Source organism: Pontibacter virosus (genome assembly GCF_003096355.1).
GTDB classification, from domain to species: Bacteria; Bacteroidota; Bacteroidia; order Cytophagales; family Hymenobacteraceae; genus Pontibacter; species Pontibacter virosus.
The window spans coordinates 127569-144495 of record NZ_QEKI01000006.1 but is presented as its reverse complement, the minus strand read 5'-3'; the positions used below and the strand labels follow the sequence as shown (position 1 = coordinate 144495).

The following is a 16927-nucleotide window of genomic DNA, read 5'->3' as shown; positions in this document are numbered from 1 at the left end:
GCAATTGATGATGAAGCTAGATATACTTGCCTTTGCCTCACACCCGGATGATGTGGAGCTTGGCTGTGCCGGTACACTTATAGCGCATATCGCTTCCGGTAGAAAAGCCGGGGTGGTAGACCTGACACGAGGTGAACTCGGTACGCGGGGCACTCCCGCGGAGCGCGTGACAGAAGCAGAGGAGGCGGCCAGGATCATGGGACTTTCCGTGCGTGACAACCTGGGCTTTGCCGATGGATTTTTTACCAATGACAAGGAGCATCAGTTGCAGATCGTACGCAAAGTGCGCCAGTACCAGCCTGACATCGTGCTGATGAATGCCCTGCATGACCGTCATCCGGACCATGGACGCGGCGCGGCAGTAGTGGCAGAGGCCTGTTTCCTGGCAGGACTCAAAATGATCAAGACCCTGGGGGAAGATGGCCTGGAACAACAGGCATGGCGCCCGAAGGCAACCTACAATTTCATACAGGACCGTTACATAAAACCTGACTTTGTGATGGATGTAACACCTTATTGGGAGAAGAAGCTGGAAACTATCCGGGCATTCCGGACACAGTTTTACAACCCAGATGACAGTTCTCCTAATACCTACATCTCATCGCCCGAGTTTCTGGATTTCATTGAAGCCAGAGCGCGCGAATATGGGCATGCGATCGGGGTGACCTTTGGGGAGGGTTTTACCTCGGCCAAGCAGGTAGGGGTCCGCAACCTCTTTGACCTGATCTAGAATTATATCCATTATATAAGCAGAAGGGGCCGGTCATTCGATCGGCCCCTTCTGTATTTTAAAAAGGCTATACCTTATTTTACTCTGTTTTTGCGCCAGTTAGAAACCGTGCCGCTCTGTGCACCGGTACTCGTAGCGCTTACTTTGGGTTTGTTGTTTCCTAATAACATGGCTGCCAGCACAGCAGCTATTTCCTCTGCGTCTTCAGTCGGCTTTGGCTCCAGTACGCTAGGGGTAAAGTAGCGCTCGATGAATTTGGTATCGAAGTTGCCGGAAACAAATGCTTCGTGTTGCAGTACGAATGTGCCAAAAGGAAGCGTGGTTTCTATACCTGTGATCTTGTACTCATCAATGGCCCGGAGCATTTTCTCGATGGCTTCCTGACGGTCTTTCCCAAATGTTACCAGTTTGGCGATCATCGGATCGTAATAGATGGGAATATCCATACCTTGTTCGAAGCCATCGTCTACGCGTACACCAAGTCCCTGTGGGCGAACGTAGGTTTCCAAGCGTCCGATATCAGGCAAAAAGTTATTGGCCGGATCCTCAGCATACACACGCAGTTCCAGTGCATGACCGTTTATCTGCAGGTCTTCCTGACGGAAGCTTAGTGGGTTGCCCTCGGCGATCAGAATTTGCTCTTTCACCAGGTCCAGGCCCGTAATCTGCTCAGTCACAGGGTGCTCTACCTGCAGACGCGTGTTCATCTCAAGGAAATAGAAGTTCAGATTCTCATCTACCAGAAATTCTACGGTGCCGGCACCCACATAGTCGCAGGCTTTAGCCACATCTACTGCACAGCGGCCCATTTCATCCCGAAGTTCAGGTGTGAGGACGGCAGAAGGTGCTTCCTCGATCACTTTCTGGTGGCGGCGCTGGATGGAGCACTCACGCTCAAACAGATGCACAATGTTGCCATGCGTGTCGCCCAGCACCTGTATTTCGATGTGGCGGGGAGAGCTAATGTATTTTTCGATGAAAACCGAGCCGTCGCCAAAAGCGGAAGTCGCCTCGCTGACAGCCAGCTTCATTTGCTCTTCAAACACGTCAACGCTTTCTACCACGCGCATCCCCTTGCCTCCACCACCGGCACTCGCTTTGATCAGGATCGGGAAACCAACGTTTGAGGCGATCTCTTTCGCCTCTTCCACGTCTGTTATGGCTTCTTCCGTACCTGGCACCATGGGTATTTTATACTTGGCTACAGCAGCCTTGGCAGCCAGTTTGCTGCCCATCAGCTCGATGGCTTCTGGTGAGGGACCAATAAAGATCAGGCCGGCTTCCTGCACCTGGCGGGCGAAATTAGCGTTCTCAGACAGAAAACCGTAGCCTGGGTGGATCGCATCAACCTGCAGTCGCTTGCAGACATCTATGATCACATCGCCCCGCAGGTAGGATTCATTTGACTTGGGACCACCTACGCAAACGGCCTCGTCGGCGTAGCGCACATGCAGAGCGTTACGGTCGGCCTCGCTGTAGACGGCTACCGTGCTGATACCCATTTCTTTGGCGGAGCGCATCACGCGCAGGGCGATTTCACCACGGTTGGCCACCAGTATCTTGTTGATTTTTCTCATGCTGCAGCTAAGCTTTATTTTCTTCAAAGAAACAGTATAACAGGCAAACTTAAAAATGAGCTGCCGAAAAAGGGAAGGGAGGAGTATTAGAAATTGTTTATGAATCTATAAAATCATAAATTTGCAGGCATTATACTCAGAACTGAAAATATAGTATAACTTACTATATCATAACCTTAAATTATCCCGAAACTTAATTAAACACAAGGTGGATTTATTTGAAAAGTTGTTGACCAACAGAGGTCCGTTAGGCAGCCACTCACATTATGCGCATGGCTATTTCACGTTTCCAAAGCTTGAAGGGGAGATCGCTCCGCGCATGAAGTTTAGGGGCAAGGAAGTACTTACCTGGAGCCTTAACAACTACCTGGGTCTGGCTAATCACCCGGAAGTGCGCAAAGCTGACGCTGATGCCGCTGCTGAGTGGGGTATGGCCTATCCAATGGGTGCCCGTATTATGTCTGGGAATTCTAACCTGCACGAGAAACTGGAGTCGGAACTGGCTGAGTTTGTGCAGAAGCCCGACGCCCTGTTGCTTAACTTCGGTTATCAGGGAGTAGTGTCCATCATCGATGCGCTGGTAGATCGCCATGACGTGATTGTGTACGACGCTGAATCGCATGCCTGTATCATTGACGGTGTGCGCCTGCACCAGGGCAAACGGTTTGTGTACTCGCACAACGACATGGCCAGCCTTGAGAAACAGCTGGAGCGCGCTACACGCTGGGCCGAAAACACAGGTGGCGCCATTCTGGTGATCACGGAAGGTGTGTTCGGTATGTCAGGTAACCTGGGCAAGCTGAAAGAAGTGGTGGAGCTGAAGAAGAAATTCCAGTTCAGACTATTTGTTGACGACGCACACGGATTCGGTACCATGGGTAAGACCGGTGCCGGTACAGGTGAACACCTGGATTGCCAGGACGGGATCGACGTTTACTTCTCGACTTTCGCCAAGTCTATGGCCAGCATCGGTGCCTTTGTGGCCGCCGACGAGCAGGTGGTAGAGTACCTTCGGTACAACATGCGTTCCCAGATCTTTGCCAAGTCACTGCCAATGCCACTAACGGTGGGTGCTATCAAGCGATTGGAACTGCTGCGCACCAAGCCTGAACTGAAAGACAAACTGTGGGAAGTGGTAAACGCCCTGCAGACAGGTCTGCGCGAAAAAGGCTTCAACATCGGTACAACAGAGTCACCAGTTACACCAGTATTCCTGAACGGCCAGATTCCGGATGCCACTCAATTGACTCTCGATCTGCGTGAGAACTACAACATTTTCTGCTCTATCGTGGTGTATCCGGTTGTCCCGAAAGATGTGATCATGCTGCGCCTTATCCCAACAGCTGTGCATACCTTGGACGATGTGAAAGAGACAATCGACGCTTTTGAAAAGATTGCACAAAAACTAGATAAAGGCCTATACTCTAAGTCAACAGTATCTGTTTAATTTGCTTTAGAGGCATATATTAAAGTTTGCTAATCTTTGCATGTTATCATTTAATGTGTATATTGGAGCAGTAAAAACAAATGTTTCACTATAATAAACACCTCAAATGAACAACAACTTTAGCAAACTCAAGGACCTTGTAATGTCACTTGAAGCTGACTTCGAAAAATTCTATGACAAGAACAATGCAGCAGCTGGTACACGTGTACGTAAAGGTATGCAAGACCTGAAAAACATGGCGCAGGACATCCGTAAGGAAGTTCAGGACATGAAAAACAGCACTCCTGAGAAGAAATAAGCTTCTTAAAGCACAATACCAACAAAAAAGGTGGTCTGAAAAGACCACCTTTTTTGTTGGTATCTACTTGTTAGTGAGTTAGTTAACGGAAATAAGGAAGTAGTTTTTCTTTCCTTTCTGCACCACCAGGTATTTCTCCTGCAGCAGTTCGTAATTTACAGGCTCTTCCGTGCCTTGTATCTTCTGGCGGTTGATACTCACGCCGCCATTCTTGATCATTCGCTTGGCTTCTCCTTTCGATTCGAAAATCTTGCCCTCTGTTACGTCAGAAAGCAGATCGCTTACTGTGGCTGCCCCTACGTAGTTGCTTTTGCTTACTTCTATTTGCGGCACACCCTCAAACACAGACAGCAAAACGTCCTCTTTTAGGCCTTTTAAGGTCTCTAAATCGCCTTTTCCAAATAAAATTTCAGATGCATCGACAGCTGATTTGTAATCTTCTTCAGAATGCACACGAATTGTAACATCTTTAGCCAGGGCTTTTTGCAAAACACGCAAATGCGGGGCTTGTTTGTGCTCTTCGGTTAAGCGCGCAATCTCGTCCTGTGGCAACAATGTATATACCTTGATCAGCTTTTCGGCCTCTTCATCCGACAAGTTGAGCCAGAACTGGTAGAACTTGTAAGGGGAGGTGTAAGCCGGATCGAGCCACACGTTGCCACCCTCGGACTTGCCAAATTTAGTACCATCTGATTTCGTCACCAGTTTACCCACCAGAGCGAAGGCTTTGCCATCGTCGATGCGGCGGATCAGTTCGGTGCCCGTCGTGATATTGCCCCACTGGTCCGAAGCACCCATCTGCAGACGCACGTTCTTATTCTTGTAAAGATGGTAGAAATCGTAACCCTGAATCAGTTGGTAAGAGAACTCAGTGAATGAAAGGCCTTCGGCACGGTTACCTTCTTCGTCGGCACTGATGCGCTTCTTCACGGAGTCTTTGGCCATCATGTAATTCACCGTAAGGTGTTTGCCCACCTCACGCAGAAAACCCAGGAAGCTGAAATCTTTGAACCAGTCGTAATTGTTCACGATCTCAGCAGCGTTATTACCGCAATTGAAGTCCAGGAACTTCTCTAACTGCTTTCTTATACCTGCCAGGTTAGCCTGAAGGGTTGCTTCGTCGAGCAGGTTCCGCTCGGCCGATTTGCCGGATGGGTCGCCGATCATGCCGGTGGCGCCACCTACCAGTGCGATGGGCTTGTGACCAGCACGCTGCAGATGCACCAGCAGCATGATCGTAGCCAGGTTGCCAATGTGCAGCGAGGATGCCGTTGGGTCAAAACCGATATAACCAGTAGTCATACCGGATGCCAGTTGCTCTTCTGTACCAGGCATGAAATCGTGGAGCATGCCTCTCCATCTTAATTCTTCTATCAGATTCATGTAAGCGTAAAAATCGTCAGTTCAGGGGCAAATATAGGAAAGAGTTGGCAGATTAGCGGACTGTAATTGCCTATGGCGTAAGCCACACCGAGGATACCTCAAAGGTATAGGGCTTGCCGTAAGCAGCAGGAGCTATACCTTGGCCGATAGAAACTTCTATTTTTTCAACGTGGCTCAGGTTAAGTTTACCTGCCGTGCCGGACTGGAACCGAAAAGGATGGAAACCAGGGTAAGGCCTTGGTAGCAGTATGAAATTATCCGGTGAGAAGGAATCCAGGGGAATTTCGATATCCTGTAGCTGCTGCTCAAGCTCCACAGTAGCCGAAAAGGCAGTGGCGTCTTTTGTGATGAAAGTGACTTTCATTTGTAAGGGCGCACTGTTTTCTGTTCGTGCTTTCACAACAAGGCGCTTGTAACCCGACAGCTCAGTTTGTCTGTTTTGCAGCTGGTGGCCAACGAAGTGCTGCCAGGCAATAATTGGTTCTTCTTCGCTCAGGCTCGGTCGACTTAGTTTAATTGCCATTTGGCCTGGAGTGCCGGTGGTGATTAACTGCCGCTCTTCGGGGCGCCAGAGATTATGGTATACTATCAAATTGCGGTCTTGGGCAGCATTGAATAGCTCCAACGCGCTGTTTTCTGCGGCTACTCTCATTTGCCAGTAGTCCTGCTCGTGATAATCCCAGGCGTGTGGATCGCCCTTGTGGCCACCCGGGAAGGTGGTAAGATCATCGTCACCTTTCTGCACCAGGATTCGGTACTGCACCAGGCCGGGCGTCAGGATGTCAGCTGGTACTTCGGCCTGCCAGGCATAAGCTGCTTTCTCCTGCATATCAACAGTTTTCCATACCCCTGAGAAGTTGTTCATCAATAGCGTCACCTTGTCACCCGGTTCTATACCTGTTACTACAGCACTGATGTACAGGGGTTTGTTAGCTGTTACTTCCTGCTTTGGTTGATGATAGACAGTTGGATTAGTAGACCGTGGCTGAGGGGCTACAAACTCATGGAACTGTAGGTGATGGATACTGCTTTGGCTGCGCTTATACCTTTTGCCATCCCTAACAAGCAGGTAGGTACCAGGCTGTATCTTAAAGCTGCCATTGCTGGCTTTGGTGCTATACCTGTTGTTTTTATTCAAAGCCTCAATGACAAAAGCATCACCCAAATCATGGAGCTGCACCTGCATGGTATGGGCTCGCCACTGAATGCGCACTACCTCTTTCTGTGGCGAAGCTTTCGCAAAGGGGTCGCCGACAGGTATAGCATCGGGCATTACTTCGAGCCGCCATACGCCGCTTTCCAGCTTGTCCAAAAAATAGGCTCCCCGGCCACCGTATTGCACAACCGGAGAATTTCCCACGCCGGCTAGCCGCTGAAGTTTGTTCGGCTTGACGGGTTTAGTGTATGTTGTATTAGCATAATAGAACTCCCGCGGGCTGTTCATTTCGCTCAACTGCTGCCGGTGGCTCACACGAAATACATCGAACAAGCTGTCGGCAGGGTATGCGCCATAGTTTTTCAGTCGGGGTAATTTCTGGAATGCCTTTGAGGCGATGAGCAGACTGATGGCTTTTTCAGGAGTATAGGCCAGGTTGACGTAGTGGGTTTGGTATTCGGTGTTGGCATAGGCTGTAGCCATGGGGTCGTAGGCGAACTGCGTGGCCCACTGAAAGCCTGCTTCCCGGAAACTCCGGGCCATCGCAGGATACATGGTGGGCGAGGCGATATCACCTGCGTCAAACTCGTAGACCATGCGCGTTTTGTTCGCAAAGGAAGGTATGGTGTCAAAGGGGATGTTATACCTGTCCACGTGGGGCAGGTAATTGCCCTGCAGGGTTCGGTTTGCAACCAGCCCCGTTGGGTACCACTGAAAACTCACCCCGTCGATGTTAGCTTTGGAAACCGCATCAGCATAGCGCGGCGATTCGCTGATGTTGTAGTAAATCGGCTTGGTCCAGCCTGTGCCACGCATGGCTTTCACCATACGGTTCACGTATTCGGTTGCCCGCTCTTTCGGGCCGGTATGATGCGGCTCGTTGTTTACCTCGGTCGCGATCACGTCCGGGTCGTTTTGGTAGGTGACCTTAGTGTAGGGGTTGACATGCTGAAAGAACTGGGCCAGGAAGCGTTCCTGCGCCTGAAAGGCAGCCTCTTCTGTGACGGCCTGCTGCTTGTTGTAAATGCTTGAAAAACCTCCGGTCTTGTAATCAGGTTCGGGATAGCCAGGACCCCAGAAGGCGATCGGGGTGATTAGGATTTTGATGTTCCGCTCCTTCAGTTTGTGGATCAGGTAGTCAAAGAGTCGCAGGTGTTCGTTCTCCAGCAAATTACCCAATGAATCACTGATCTCGGTGTCCCACACATGCACCCGGAAGGCGTTAAAACCGAGCCGAGCCATGTGGTAAACATCTTGGTCTATAGCCTGTTCAGGATCTATACCTAAAGCTTTGTGTGAACGGTAGCCGTAGGCAAAGGGGACGGTATAGTTTACCCCAAAAAAATTAGCCTCGGCGTTTCCTTTCTGCCAACGCAGTACACCTTGCTTGTCAACATAAACTGGATTAGTAGCTTGTCCATATGCCGACAGGCTGGCACCTAACAGGATCAAAAATAACAGGGCTATACCTGACCGTGGGCTAAATTGCATGTGCTTCTTTCTTGTTGCTGTGTATCCTAATAAAGTGTTTCCATAAAACCGACTCTTATTTTGGTCTGGAAATCACTGATGACCTTAAATATCTCTTTCAGCGTAACCTGCTCTATCTTAGTTAGGGTTTTAGGGTCGAGCAGGTTGTCAGGCTCCTTGCGATCATCAATGATCTGGATCGCCTGCTTTTTGAGTCGCATGCCCATCAGGTAATAATAGGCCTGCAACAGCACCTGGTGTTCTTTTTCTGTGAAAATGCCCATTTGGGAAAGTGCCTCCAGTCGCTCACCGGTGTTGGTTAGGAAAATGCGATTACGCAGTGCATAGGCCCTGACCAGGTCTACAATTGGGGTCATGGTCTTTTTGAGGTTGAATACCTGCTGACTGCCTTTGCTGAACGTCCTGATGGTGTTGAAGAACGTAAGCGGAGGCACGTACTGGAGAGCATTCTGGGCCATGTGATGCAGGAAGATATACTTTGGGTTCTCCAACTCCTCATGCAGAAAAGCTTTCAGTTCGTCCATAATGGCCTTTTCGCCATATAAGAAGCGGCAGTCGAAGAAGGTAGCAATTTTCAGTACCGCCTCAGGATCGGACTCCTGCAGCCAGTTGCTGTAGTTGCGCTTCCAGTGGGAAAGGGAGTGGGTCCATTTTGAGTTCTTCGCCATAAAGCCACCCTCGCAAAAGCTAAAGCCAATATGATCCAGCCGTTCCGACACGGTGGAGGCAAAGGCTAGGAAGTATTCCCGCACGAGCTCGCGCTGCTCGTTGGCCTTGTCTTCATAGATGATGGCATTGTCCTGGTCGGTGCGCAACGTTTGCTCCTTTCGGCCCTCGCTACCCAGAACCATGAACACAAACCTGGCAGGTGGTTGCCCCATTTCCGCGATCACACCCTCAATGACGTTAATGGCAATCGTATCGGCTACGGTGGTGATCACCTGGTTCACGATCTCAGACTTCACGCCCCGGTTGAGCAATTGGTACACCAGTTCGGGCACTTTTTGCCAGCGCTGCTTTAGTTCAGGCATACTCCTGGCCAGTTTGACGGACTGAATGAACATGAAAGGTGACTGTGCCAGGCTGCTGAGCAATTTATTTCGGCTAATAAAGCCAGTATAGCCAGTTTCGTCTGCTATCAATAAATAGCGGGCCCGGGTCTGAAACATGAGCAGCACCGCTTCATAGATATAGGCTTGCGCTCCGATCGAGACAATGGGTTGATCCATGATCTCTTGCACGGCCTGGGAATAAGGCACTTGCCGGGCCACCACATTGTTGCGCAGGGTCAGGTCCGTGATGTAGCCTTTGATCAGACCTTGGCCGTCTTGCACAAACAGGCAGCTTACTTTTTGGTTCACCATCAATTGGGCAGCCTCCGCAATAGTTGTGCTGCCGGTACAGGCGATGATGGCACGGGGTTCGATGGTTTCCAGCTTGCGGGAGTAAAGCTGATCAGCAGCTATACTGTTTTCGGGTTGTATGCGTGATGGTCTGATGAAATGGGCGTACTCCTCGTCAAGCATACGGCGTCCGTACGCTGTCGTGAAATGATGGAAAAATGCTTCGTAGGCCTGGCACAGCGCTAAAAACTCTTTGCGGTGCAGGGTGTAGATGACGGTGCCTTTCTTTGCAATGACCGTTCGGAACGAGCGGCGTCGGTTGAGCAGGATCGAGGCACCCCCGAAGCAGGAGCCGTTTCCATAATGGGTTACAAGCCTTTTGTTCTGCTCACTGTCATAAAAAAAGACCTCATATTCACCCCGCATGATCAGGTCGACTCCCCGCAGCTTCGTTTCATCCTGCAGGTATAGGAGGTGGTCTTTCGGGTAATGCACCTCCTGCAGCAATTCGGCAACTCCCTGCAGCACCTCGTCCGGCAACAGGTCAAAAGGTTTTACAGTTTTCAGAAATTCGTATTTCGGGGTCATAGCATTAACAGAGCGATCAGGTATAGGAGACAAAAAACTAGCAGGAATCCCGCCAGATAAAGTAACTTTCGGCGGTAACTGCGCGGCCTTCGGCGGAGCGGCAGTGGAGGAGGTGGTTCCTGCTGTAGACGTATGCTGTGCTCATCAATATCACCTTTGTGCCACAGTTCAAAAAAGCAACGGGCTGTGGCTTGGGCATCTATGAGTGCATTGTGCTCATGCTGTAAAGGCTCTCCGAAAAGGCGCATATACAGTTCGCCCAGACGCAGGTGGCGGTGCCGTGCCTCTCGCACAAAGTGTTTGGAAGCGAGCATGGTGCAGAAAGTAGGCAATTGTTCAAGGGGATTGTCGAGACCCGCCCTGTAGAAACCAAGGCCGAGCATTTTATAATCCAGTTGCATAAAATGGCCCACGACCAGTGGCTGAAAGTGAGTAAGATCCTGCTGCAAGGTGTGAAGGGCGTCGAAGCGACCGGCCCCGTTCTCTTCCAGAAACGCCAGGCTGATGCCATGAATGCGCTCTGAAACAGAGCTCATTTCGTAATCGGAAGGCTTTATATAGAAGTTACGAGACTTAACCAGCTCGCCCTGGCGGGTATAGATTTCCCAGGCAACCTGTACAATATGTGGCCAGTTGTCGCGTGCCGAGTAGGGCATGCTCCAATCCTTGGGCAAACCGGACGTTTCGGTATCAACAAACAGGAGATAGGCGTTCACTTTACTAAATTAGACAATATTCAGGATGGTCCGAACATATTGGAAGTTTATTCTTTTTTTGGCCAATCTGCCTTTCATTTGAAACGCAGATACCTGTATATTTGATGTCTGTATACCTGACCGATCACCTATTTATACCTGAGCAACGCCATGTCGCACACCCCAGAGGGCATAATGGAGCAATTAAAGAAAAGGCAGTTTGCCCCTGTGTATTTTCTGCAGGGGGAGGAGCCTTTTTACATTGACCAGATCGCTGACTTTATCGAGGCAAACGCGCTGCAGGAGCACGAAAAAGGCTTTAATCAGGTAGTGGTGTATGGCAAGGATGTGGATGTGGCCACGGTGCTGCTGCAGGCCAAACGTTTCCCGATGATGTCCGAAAGGCAGGTCGTGATCGTGAAGGAGGCCCAAAGCATTGCGGATTTGGAGCGTGAAGAAGGGGTCAGACAGTTGGAGACCTACTTGCAAAACCCGCTGCCCTCTACCATACTGGTGTTTTGTCACAAGCACAAGAGCCTCGACGGGCGAAAGTCGCTGGGCAAAGTGGTTCAGAAACATGCTGTGCTGCTGACCACCAAGAAGCTGTATGACAACCAGATTCCTGCGTGGATTACGAGTTATGTGAAAAGCAAAGGCGTGCAGATCAGCCCCAAAGCCGTGCTGCTGCTCAGCGAGTTTATCGGAGCGGACCTATCGCGCCAGTCCAATGAGATCGACAAACTGCTGATTAACCTACAACCCGGCCAGGCAATAGACGAGCGCGTGGTGCAGGAAAATGTGGGCATCAGCAAGGAGTACAATATTTTTGAACTACAGTCGGCTCTTATCGCACAGGATGCGCTCAAAGCTAACCGGATCATCCAGTATTTTGAGGCGAATCCAAAAAATAATCCGCTTATACCTAACCTGAGTCTGCTCTTTACGTTTTTCACCAAACTTTTAACTCTGCACCAGTCCGCTGATAAGTCAGAGTCCGGGGTCAGAAAGAGCCTGGGCAACCGGGGCTTCCTGGTAAAGGAGTACATGCTGGCGCTACGGGTGTTTCCGCTTATGCGCGTGGTGGATATCATTCATCATATCCGGGTGGCCGACCTGCAGGTGAAGGGCATAAGTGGTGGCGATATGAGTGAATCAGAAATTTTAAAGGAACTGGTATTCAAGATTTTGCACCCTGTTCCAAGAACATTAGCCTTTCATTAAGCACAATTTCCCGCGATCAGCACAATATTTGCTGCTACTGCGGCATTGTATAGAGGTGTGAGGTGTTTTCCGGCGATAAGCAGCCGGATGTTTATCGCCCAGGGTTCGTGCGGTTATCGATTTTTAATTAACTTTGAGTTTGCCTTTCGGGCATGGCGCTTGCGGGCGCTTATACCTGTTTTCTAAGAATAAGCCATAAGAATAGCTCATAAGTGAGCAGTAAGATACATATGAAGATAGCCTATAAAGTAGCGCTGGCGTCGGTTTTGGCTGGGGGAAGCCACATAGCGGTAGCCCAGCACACCCAGGTGTTCACCGCAAAAGACAAGCACTACCATGAAGGGGTGGAGCTGTTTGACCGCGCCAAGTACGGAGCAGCACAGGAGGCTTTCCGTAAGTACATTAACCTGATTGGTGACGATGCCAAAACAGCGGACGCGCAGTATTACTATGCCCTGAGTGGCCTGTATCTGCTACACCCCGACGCCGAGCAGCTAATTCTCAACTTCACCCGTAAGTTCCCGACTCACCCAAAGACTACCCTGGCAAACTACGAGTTGGGCCTTTACTATTTCGAGAACAAGGACTACAAAAAAGCAGTAGAGAAGTTGGAGAGCGCCCCGACGCATCTGCTGAGTATCAAGCAGAACAAAGAGCTGGAGTTTAAACTGGGCTATTCTTATTTCGCCAACAAGGATTTCAAAAACGCCAAGATCTGGTTTGACAAAAACAAAACGGCTGGTTTCAGAGAAGACGAGCACCGTTTCGCCTATGCCTCTAACTACTACGCAGGCTATATTTCCTACCGCGAAGGTGACTACGACGCAGCAAAGGCTGACCTGCTGATTGCTGAGAAGAATGAAGCTTATGCCCAGATTGTGCCTTACATGATCACGGAGATCCTTTATAAAGAGGGGGATATTTTCGAAGTGATCAGTTACGGAGAGGCGGCCCTGGCCAAAACCCCTAAAGTACAGCAGGCGGAAGAAATTGCCCTGTTGGTGGGAGACGCTTATTACCAGCGTGCCGAATACAAGAAAGCAGAAGAGTACTTTAGCCAGTATGCCCAGGGTAAACGCAAGCTGGATCCAGTTATCCAATATAAGATTGCCTATACCGATTACAAGAACGGAAACTATAAAAACGCGATTGCCAACTTTAAGGAAGTAGCCAGCAAAAAAGACGCGCTCGGACAGAATGCGGCTTACTATCTAGGCATGAGCTATCTCCGTGAAGATAACAAGCAGTATGCTCTCACCGCCTTTGACCAGGCCCGCAAAAATGATAAGGATCAGGCGATCACCCAGGCTTCTATTGTGAAGTTTGCACAGGTGAGCTACGAATTGGGCAATTTCCGCGATGTATTCAACTCATTGCAGAACTTCAACGAGGTGTATCCGAAGTCAGAGCATGCCACGGAGGTCGACAACCTGCTGACAGAGGCGTACTTTAACTCCAACAACTACTCGGAGGCGATTCGCCACATCGAGAATATGCCCAACAAGAGCTATCGCATGCTGGAGACCTACCAGCGCATGACGCACTTGTACGGCGTGAACTTATACAACGAAGGCAAATTCCCGACAGCCGTGTCGATGCTGGACAAATCGCTGCAGTACCCGTACGATAAGGAGATCACAGCGGCCAGCCACTTTGTGAAAGGGGAAGCCTACTCGATGGGACAGCGCTACGTGGATGCGCAAAATAGCTATGCCGCCGTGTTCCGCAACAGCGAGGCACGCAAGTCAGAGTATTACATGAAGTCGCGCTACGGTATCGGATACGCTTACTACAACAACAAGGAGTACGACAAAGCGATGCCGCACTTCAAGGCGTACGTGGATGGGACAAGCACAAGCGACCCAAACCACTTCGATGCCATGATGCGACTGGCTGACCTGCACTACGTGAACAAGCAGTATGCATCTGCCCTCGCTCTATATGACAAAGTGCTGGCTTCTAATTCCAATGACAAAGACTATGTATACTTCCAGAAAGGTATCGTGCTGAGTCTGATGGGCAACAAAGAAGCGGCCAAGCAGAACCTGCAGACCGTTTACAGCCAGTATCAGAAGTCACGCTATGTGGAACCTGCCATGTACCAGCGTGCCATCATCGAATTTGAGTCAGGCAACTACCAGTCAGCTGTTTCTGGCTTCACGGCACTGATTCAGGGTAGACCGCAAAGCCGCCTGGTGCCGAATGCACTGGAGAAACGAGGTATAGCCTATGCGAACCTGGGTCGAAATGCGGAGGCTGCCGCTGACTACAAGCGCGTGCTCGACGAATTCCCTAACTCCCGTTCTGCCAGTGGTTCACTCTATAGCCTGCAAGAAGTGCTGGCTACCCAGAACCGCAGCGCTGAATTTGACACTTATGCAGAGAAATTCAGAACAGCCAACCCTGAAAGCAACGCTTTAGAAAGCATTGAATTTGAAGCATCTAAAACGCTTTATTTCAATGAGAAATACGATCAGGCAGTCATCAAACTCGAGAACTACCTGAAAGCTTATCCAAACAGCCCATATGTGAGCGATGCCAATTACTTTCTGGCGGATTCTTACATACGTGTGAAGCAAACGGATAAGGGTTTGCCGCTCATGAAAGCTGTGGTAGAGGAGAACAAGAGTGAGTACGTGAACCGTGCGATCCAGAAAGTAGCTGATGCCGAGTTTGAGAACAAGAACTACGCGGAGGCGATCAAGTACTACAGCCGTCTGCGCGATACGGCTACAAACCGTCGGGAGCAGCAAACGGCACTGACTGGTCTGATGAAGAGTCACTTACTGTCCAACGACTACGCTGCATCGAAGCGCATCGCCAACGAGCTGATCAGCCAGGGCAATTCCGCGCTCTATGTCTTTAACACAGCACAATTGTACAAAGGCAAAGCAACCTATGCCGAAGGTAATCTGGACCAGGCCATGAAAGAGCTGCGTGAAGCAGCCGCATCCGCAACAGATGAAAATGGAGCGGAAGCGCATTACCTGGTGGCAGAGATTCTGTACAAGCAGAAAAAATACGCCGAGTCGATCGATGTTGCCTTTGACTTCAACACGAAGTTCTCCAGCTATGATTTCTGGCTGGGCAAGTCTTTCCTCATCATCGCTGACAACTATGTGGCGCAGAACGAAACCTTCCAGGCCACTTCAACTCTCAACTCCATTATTGAGCACTCACCGGTGCCGGAAATAGTTGCGGAAGCCAAACAAAAGCTGGCCAAATTGGGTGGTGCACCGAACACGGCCCCGGCTGACACAGTGAAGGGAAGAAGATAATGCATCATGAAGAGAAATAGCAACATGAAGAATAGATTGAAAAGAGCTTCCTTAGCAGCAATTGTACTGTGTGCCGGGTATAGCTTTCTGAATAGCGCCCAGGCGCAGACAACTGGCTGGGGCGAAGGTGCCAAACTGCAGGATTCTGAAGTAGTGGTGGAGAAGGATCGCAAGATAGAATTGCCGAGAGCTTCGCGTAATTTCCAGAAATTTGCGGTGGTAACCCCGGAGCCGGGCGAGCGCAATGTACGCTACCGTTTCAACGATTATCGCCTCGAAGACCAGGATGTGGACCTACAGATGCGCGTACTCACCATCAAGCAGGACGAACTGAGCAAGCTGTACGGCAACTATGTAAAGGCAGGTATAGGCAACTACGGTACGCTATACCTGAAAGGCTACTTCCATAACAAACGCAGCAATGTGGCGTCATACGGCGCGGATGTCAGCCATATCACCTCCGCCAGAGGACCGGTGGACGGCCGCAATTCTGCTGTAACCAATTCCGCCATCAATCTGAACGGCGAAGCCTACATGCAGGGCCTTACCTTAGGAGGTAAATTAGGCTACGGACGCGACAAATACCACTTTTACGGGTATAGCCCTGTGCAAGAAACCACTGTTGACCGCGACACGATCAGCCAGGTATTCAACCGGGTGAATGCCGAAGGGTATATGCATAACCATGGCGCAGGTATGCCGCTTCTGTTCAAGGCAGGTTTGAACGTGAACTACCTGAACGACCGCTACGACATGCGGGAAACCAACATTGCAGCCAAACTGAACACCGAATATGGTCTGGATGACGTATCGGCCTTCAAGGTTGACGCAGACCTCTCATTGGTGTCACATAAAGACTCTGCTTCGGTTAGCCGTACCTTGTTTAAACTGCATCCGCAGTATGAGCGACAGCTAAATGCGATCAGACTTTCGATCGGTGCTAATGTTGCTTATACAGGTGACACCGTAAATGATGCCCGTAAGTTTAATGTATACCCAACGGTACGTGTAGGAGTAGAGCCTATTAAGGATAACCTGCTGATTTATGCAGGTATAGGCGGTGATCTGCAAAGGGTTACTTTATATCAGTTGACACAGGAGAATCCATATCTGGCACCGAATGTCAGAGTGGCTGATCAAAACAAAGGGCTGGAGGTATACGGCGGTATGCAGGCCAACATTGCCAACTTTGTGCACCTGACAGGTCGTGTGGCCTACCAAAACTTCCGCAACATGTACTTCTACAACAACTCGGCAAGCGACTCTACCAAGTTTGACCTGTTGTATGACGACGGTGTAACAAATGTTTTGAATATTTATGGAGAGGCTACTTTTAATTATTCAGACGAACTGCGGATTGGATTAAAGGCTGATTATAACAAATATAGCACAGCTACCTTAGAGCAGGCATTTCACCGTCCGGAGCTGATGGCAAGCGTTTTTGCCACCTACAACTTCTATGATAAGATTCTCTTTAATTCAGAACTTTACTATATTGGGAGTTCTTTCGGGCGCATTACCCGTCCTGACGGCACATTTGGGCTACGGGAAACAGATACGATCGTGGACTTGAACCTGAAGGCGGACTACAGATTCTCCAACAGATTCACAACTTTCCTGATGGTGAATAATTTGTTTGCGCAGAAGTACGAAAGGTTTGTAAATTACCCGAACAAAAGTATCAACCTGATAGGAGGCGTCTCTTATTCATTCTAAGTGC

11 protein-coding genes are annotated in these 16927 nt (G+C 49.8%); 6 read left to right on the top strand and 5 right to left on the bottom strand.

Going from position 1 to position 16927, the window contains the following annotated elements; genetic code table 11:
• The first annotated feature begins 10 nt into the window (after positions 1-10).
• Positions 11-730: a bacillithiol biosynthesis deacetylase BshB1 gene (gene bshB1 / locus C8E01_RS11165; protein WP_116543526.1), complete on the top strand. Its 720-nt coding sequence runs from the start codon at positions 11-13 to the stop codon at positions 728-730.
• Between the two features lie 74 nt (positions 731-804).
• Here bshB1 and accC read toward each other — a convergent pair whose 3' ends face one another.
• Positions 805-2307 carry an acetyl-CoA carboxylase biotin carboxylase subunit gene (gene accC, locus C8E01_RS11160; RefSeq protein ID WP_116543525.1) on the bottom strand — a complete coding sequence of 501 codons (1503 nt, stop codon included), beginning with the start codon at positions 2305-2307 and terminating at the stop codon, positions 805-807.
• Between the two features lie 208 nt (positions 2308-2515).
• On the opposite strand from accC, the gene C8E01_RS11155 reads away from it, so the two are divergent.
• Together C8E01_RS11155 and C8E01_RS11150 are read left to right on the top strand one after the other, a co-directional pair.
• Positions 2516-3754, top strand: coding sequence for an aminotransferase class I/II-fold pyridoxal phosphate-dependent enzyme (locus tag C8E01_RS11155; RefSeq protein ID WP_116543524.1), 1239 nt, complete (start codon positions 2516-2518; stop codon positions 3752-3754).
• Positions 3755-3860: 106 nt separating this feature from the next.
• The gene (locus C8E01_RS11150) at positions 3861-4052 is read left to right on the top strand and encodes a histone H1 (RefSeq protein WP_116543523.1); all 192 of its coding nucleotides are present in this window, start codon (positions 3861-3863) and stop codon (positions 4050-4052) included.
• Between the two features lie 78 nt (positions 4053-4130).
• On the opposite strand, the gene tyrS is transcribed toward C8E01_RS11150, so the two are convergent.
• The 4 genes from tyrS to C8E01_RS11130 all read right to left on the bottom strand — a co-directional run bounded on the left by tyrS (position 4131) and on the right by C8E01_RS11130 (position 10729).
• Positions 4131-5435, bottom strand: a complete 1305-nt coding sequence (tyrS, locus tag C8E01_RS11145) for a tyrosine--tRNA ligase (RefSeq protein ID WP_116543522.1) — start codon at positions 5433-5435, stop codon at positions 4131-4133.
• A 70-nt stretch (positions 5436-5505) separates the two neighbouring features.
• Complete coding sequence (locus tag C8E01_RS11140; protein ID WP_116543521.1) at positions 5506-8082, bottom strand: cellulase family glycosylhydrolase; 2577 nt, start codon at positions 8080-8082, stop codon at positions 5506-5508.
• A 26-nt stretch (positions 8083-8108) separates the two neighbouring features.
• The gene (locus C8E01_RS11135; protein ID WP_116543520.1) at positions 8109-10013 is read right to left on the bottom strand and encodes a DUF294 nucleotidyltransferase-like domain-containing protein; all 1905 of its coding nucleotides are present in this window, start codon (positions 10011-10013) and stop codon (positions 8109-8111) included.
• The gene (locus C8E01_RS11130; RefSeq protein ID WP_133242756.1) at positions 10010-10729 is read right to left on the bottom strand and encodes a 3'-5' exonuclease; all 720 of its coding nucleotides are present in this window, start codon (positions 10727-10729) and stop codon (positions 10010-10012) included. Before C8E01_RS11130 ends, C8E01_RS11135 begins: the two co-directional genes overlap by 4 nt.
• Positions 10730-10879: 150 nt before the next feature.
• Between C8E01_RS11130 and holA the strand changes: the two genes are divergently transcribed.
• From holA to C8E01_RS11115, 3 genes are all read left to right on the top strand, one after another.
• Positions 10880-11929, top strand: coding sequence for a DNA polymerase III subunit delta (gene holA, locus C8E01_RS11125; RefSeq protein WP_116543518.1), 1050 nt, complete (start codon positions 10880-10882; stop codon positions 11927-11929).
• A 230-nt stretch (positions 11930-12159) separates the two neighbouring features.
• The gene (locus C8E01_RS11120; RefSeq protein WP_116543517.1) at positions 12160-15207 is read left to right on the top strand and encodes a tetratricopeptide repeat protein; all 3048 of its coding nucleotides are present in this window, start codon (positions 12160-12162) and stop codon (positions 15205-15207) included.
• Between the two features lie 24 nt (positions 15208-15231).
• On the top strand, positions 15232-16923 hold the full coding sequence (locus tag C8E01_RS11115) for a TonB-dependent receptor (protein ID WP_243409537.1): 1692 nt from the start codon (positions 15232-15234) through the stop codon (positions 16921-16923).
• Positions 16924-16927 lie beyond the last annotated feature (4 nt).

Bases quoted from the DNA above. Each gene is read 5' to 3' on its own strand.
- bshB1 (WP_116543526.1), top strand. From the start codon at position 11: ATGAAGCTAGATATACTTGCCTTTGCCTCACACCCGGATGATGTGGAG.
- accC (WP_116543525.1), bottom strand. From the start codon at position 2,307: ATGAGAAAAATCAACAAGATACTGGTGGCCAACCGTGGTGAAATCGCC.
- C8E01_RS11150 (WP_116543523.1), top strand. From the start codon at position 3,861: ATGAACAACAACTTTAGCAAACTCAAGGACCTTGTAATGTCACTTGAA.
- tyrS (WP_116543522.1), bottom strand. From the start codon at position 5,435: ATGAATCTGATAGAAGAATTAAGATGGAGAGGCATGCTCCACGATTTC.
- C8E01_RS11140 (WP_116543521.1), bottom strand. From the start codon at position 8,082: ATGCAATTTAGCCCACGGTCAGGTATAGCCCTGTTATTTTTGATCCTG.
- C8E01_RS11135 (WP_116543520.1), bottom strand. From the start codon at position 10,013: ATGACCCCGAAATACGAATTTCTGAAAACTGTAAAACCTTTTGACCTG.
- holA (WP_116543518.1), top strand. From the start codon at position 10,880: ATGTCGCACACCCCAGAGGGCATAATGGAGCAATTAAAGAAAAGGCAG.
- C8E01_RS11120 (WP_116543517.1), top strand. From the start codon at position 12,160: ATGAAGATAGCCTATAAAGTAGCGCTGGCGTCGGTTTTGGCTGGGGGA.
- C8E01_RS11115 (WP_243409537.1), top strand. From the start codon at position 15,232: ATGAAGAATAGATTGAAAAGAGCTTCCTTAGCAGCAATTGTACTGTGT.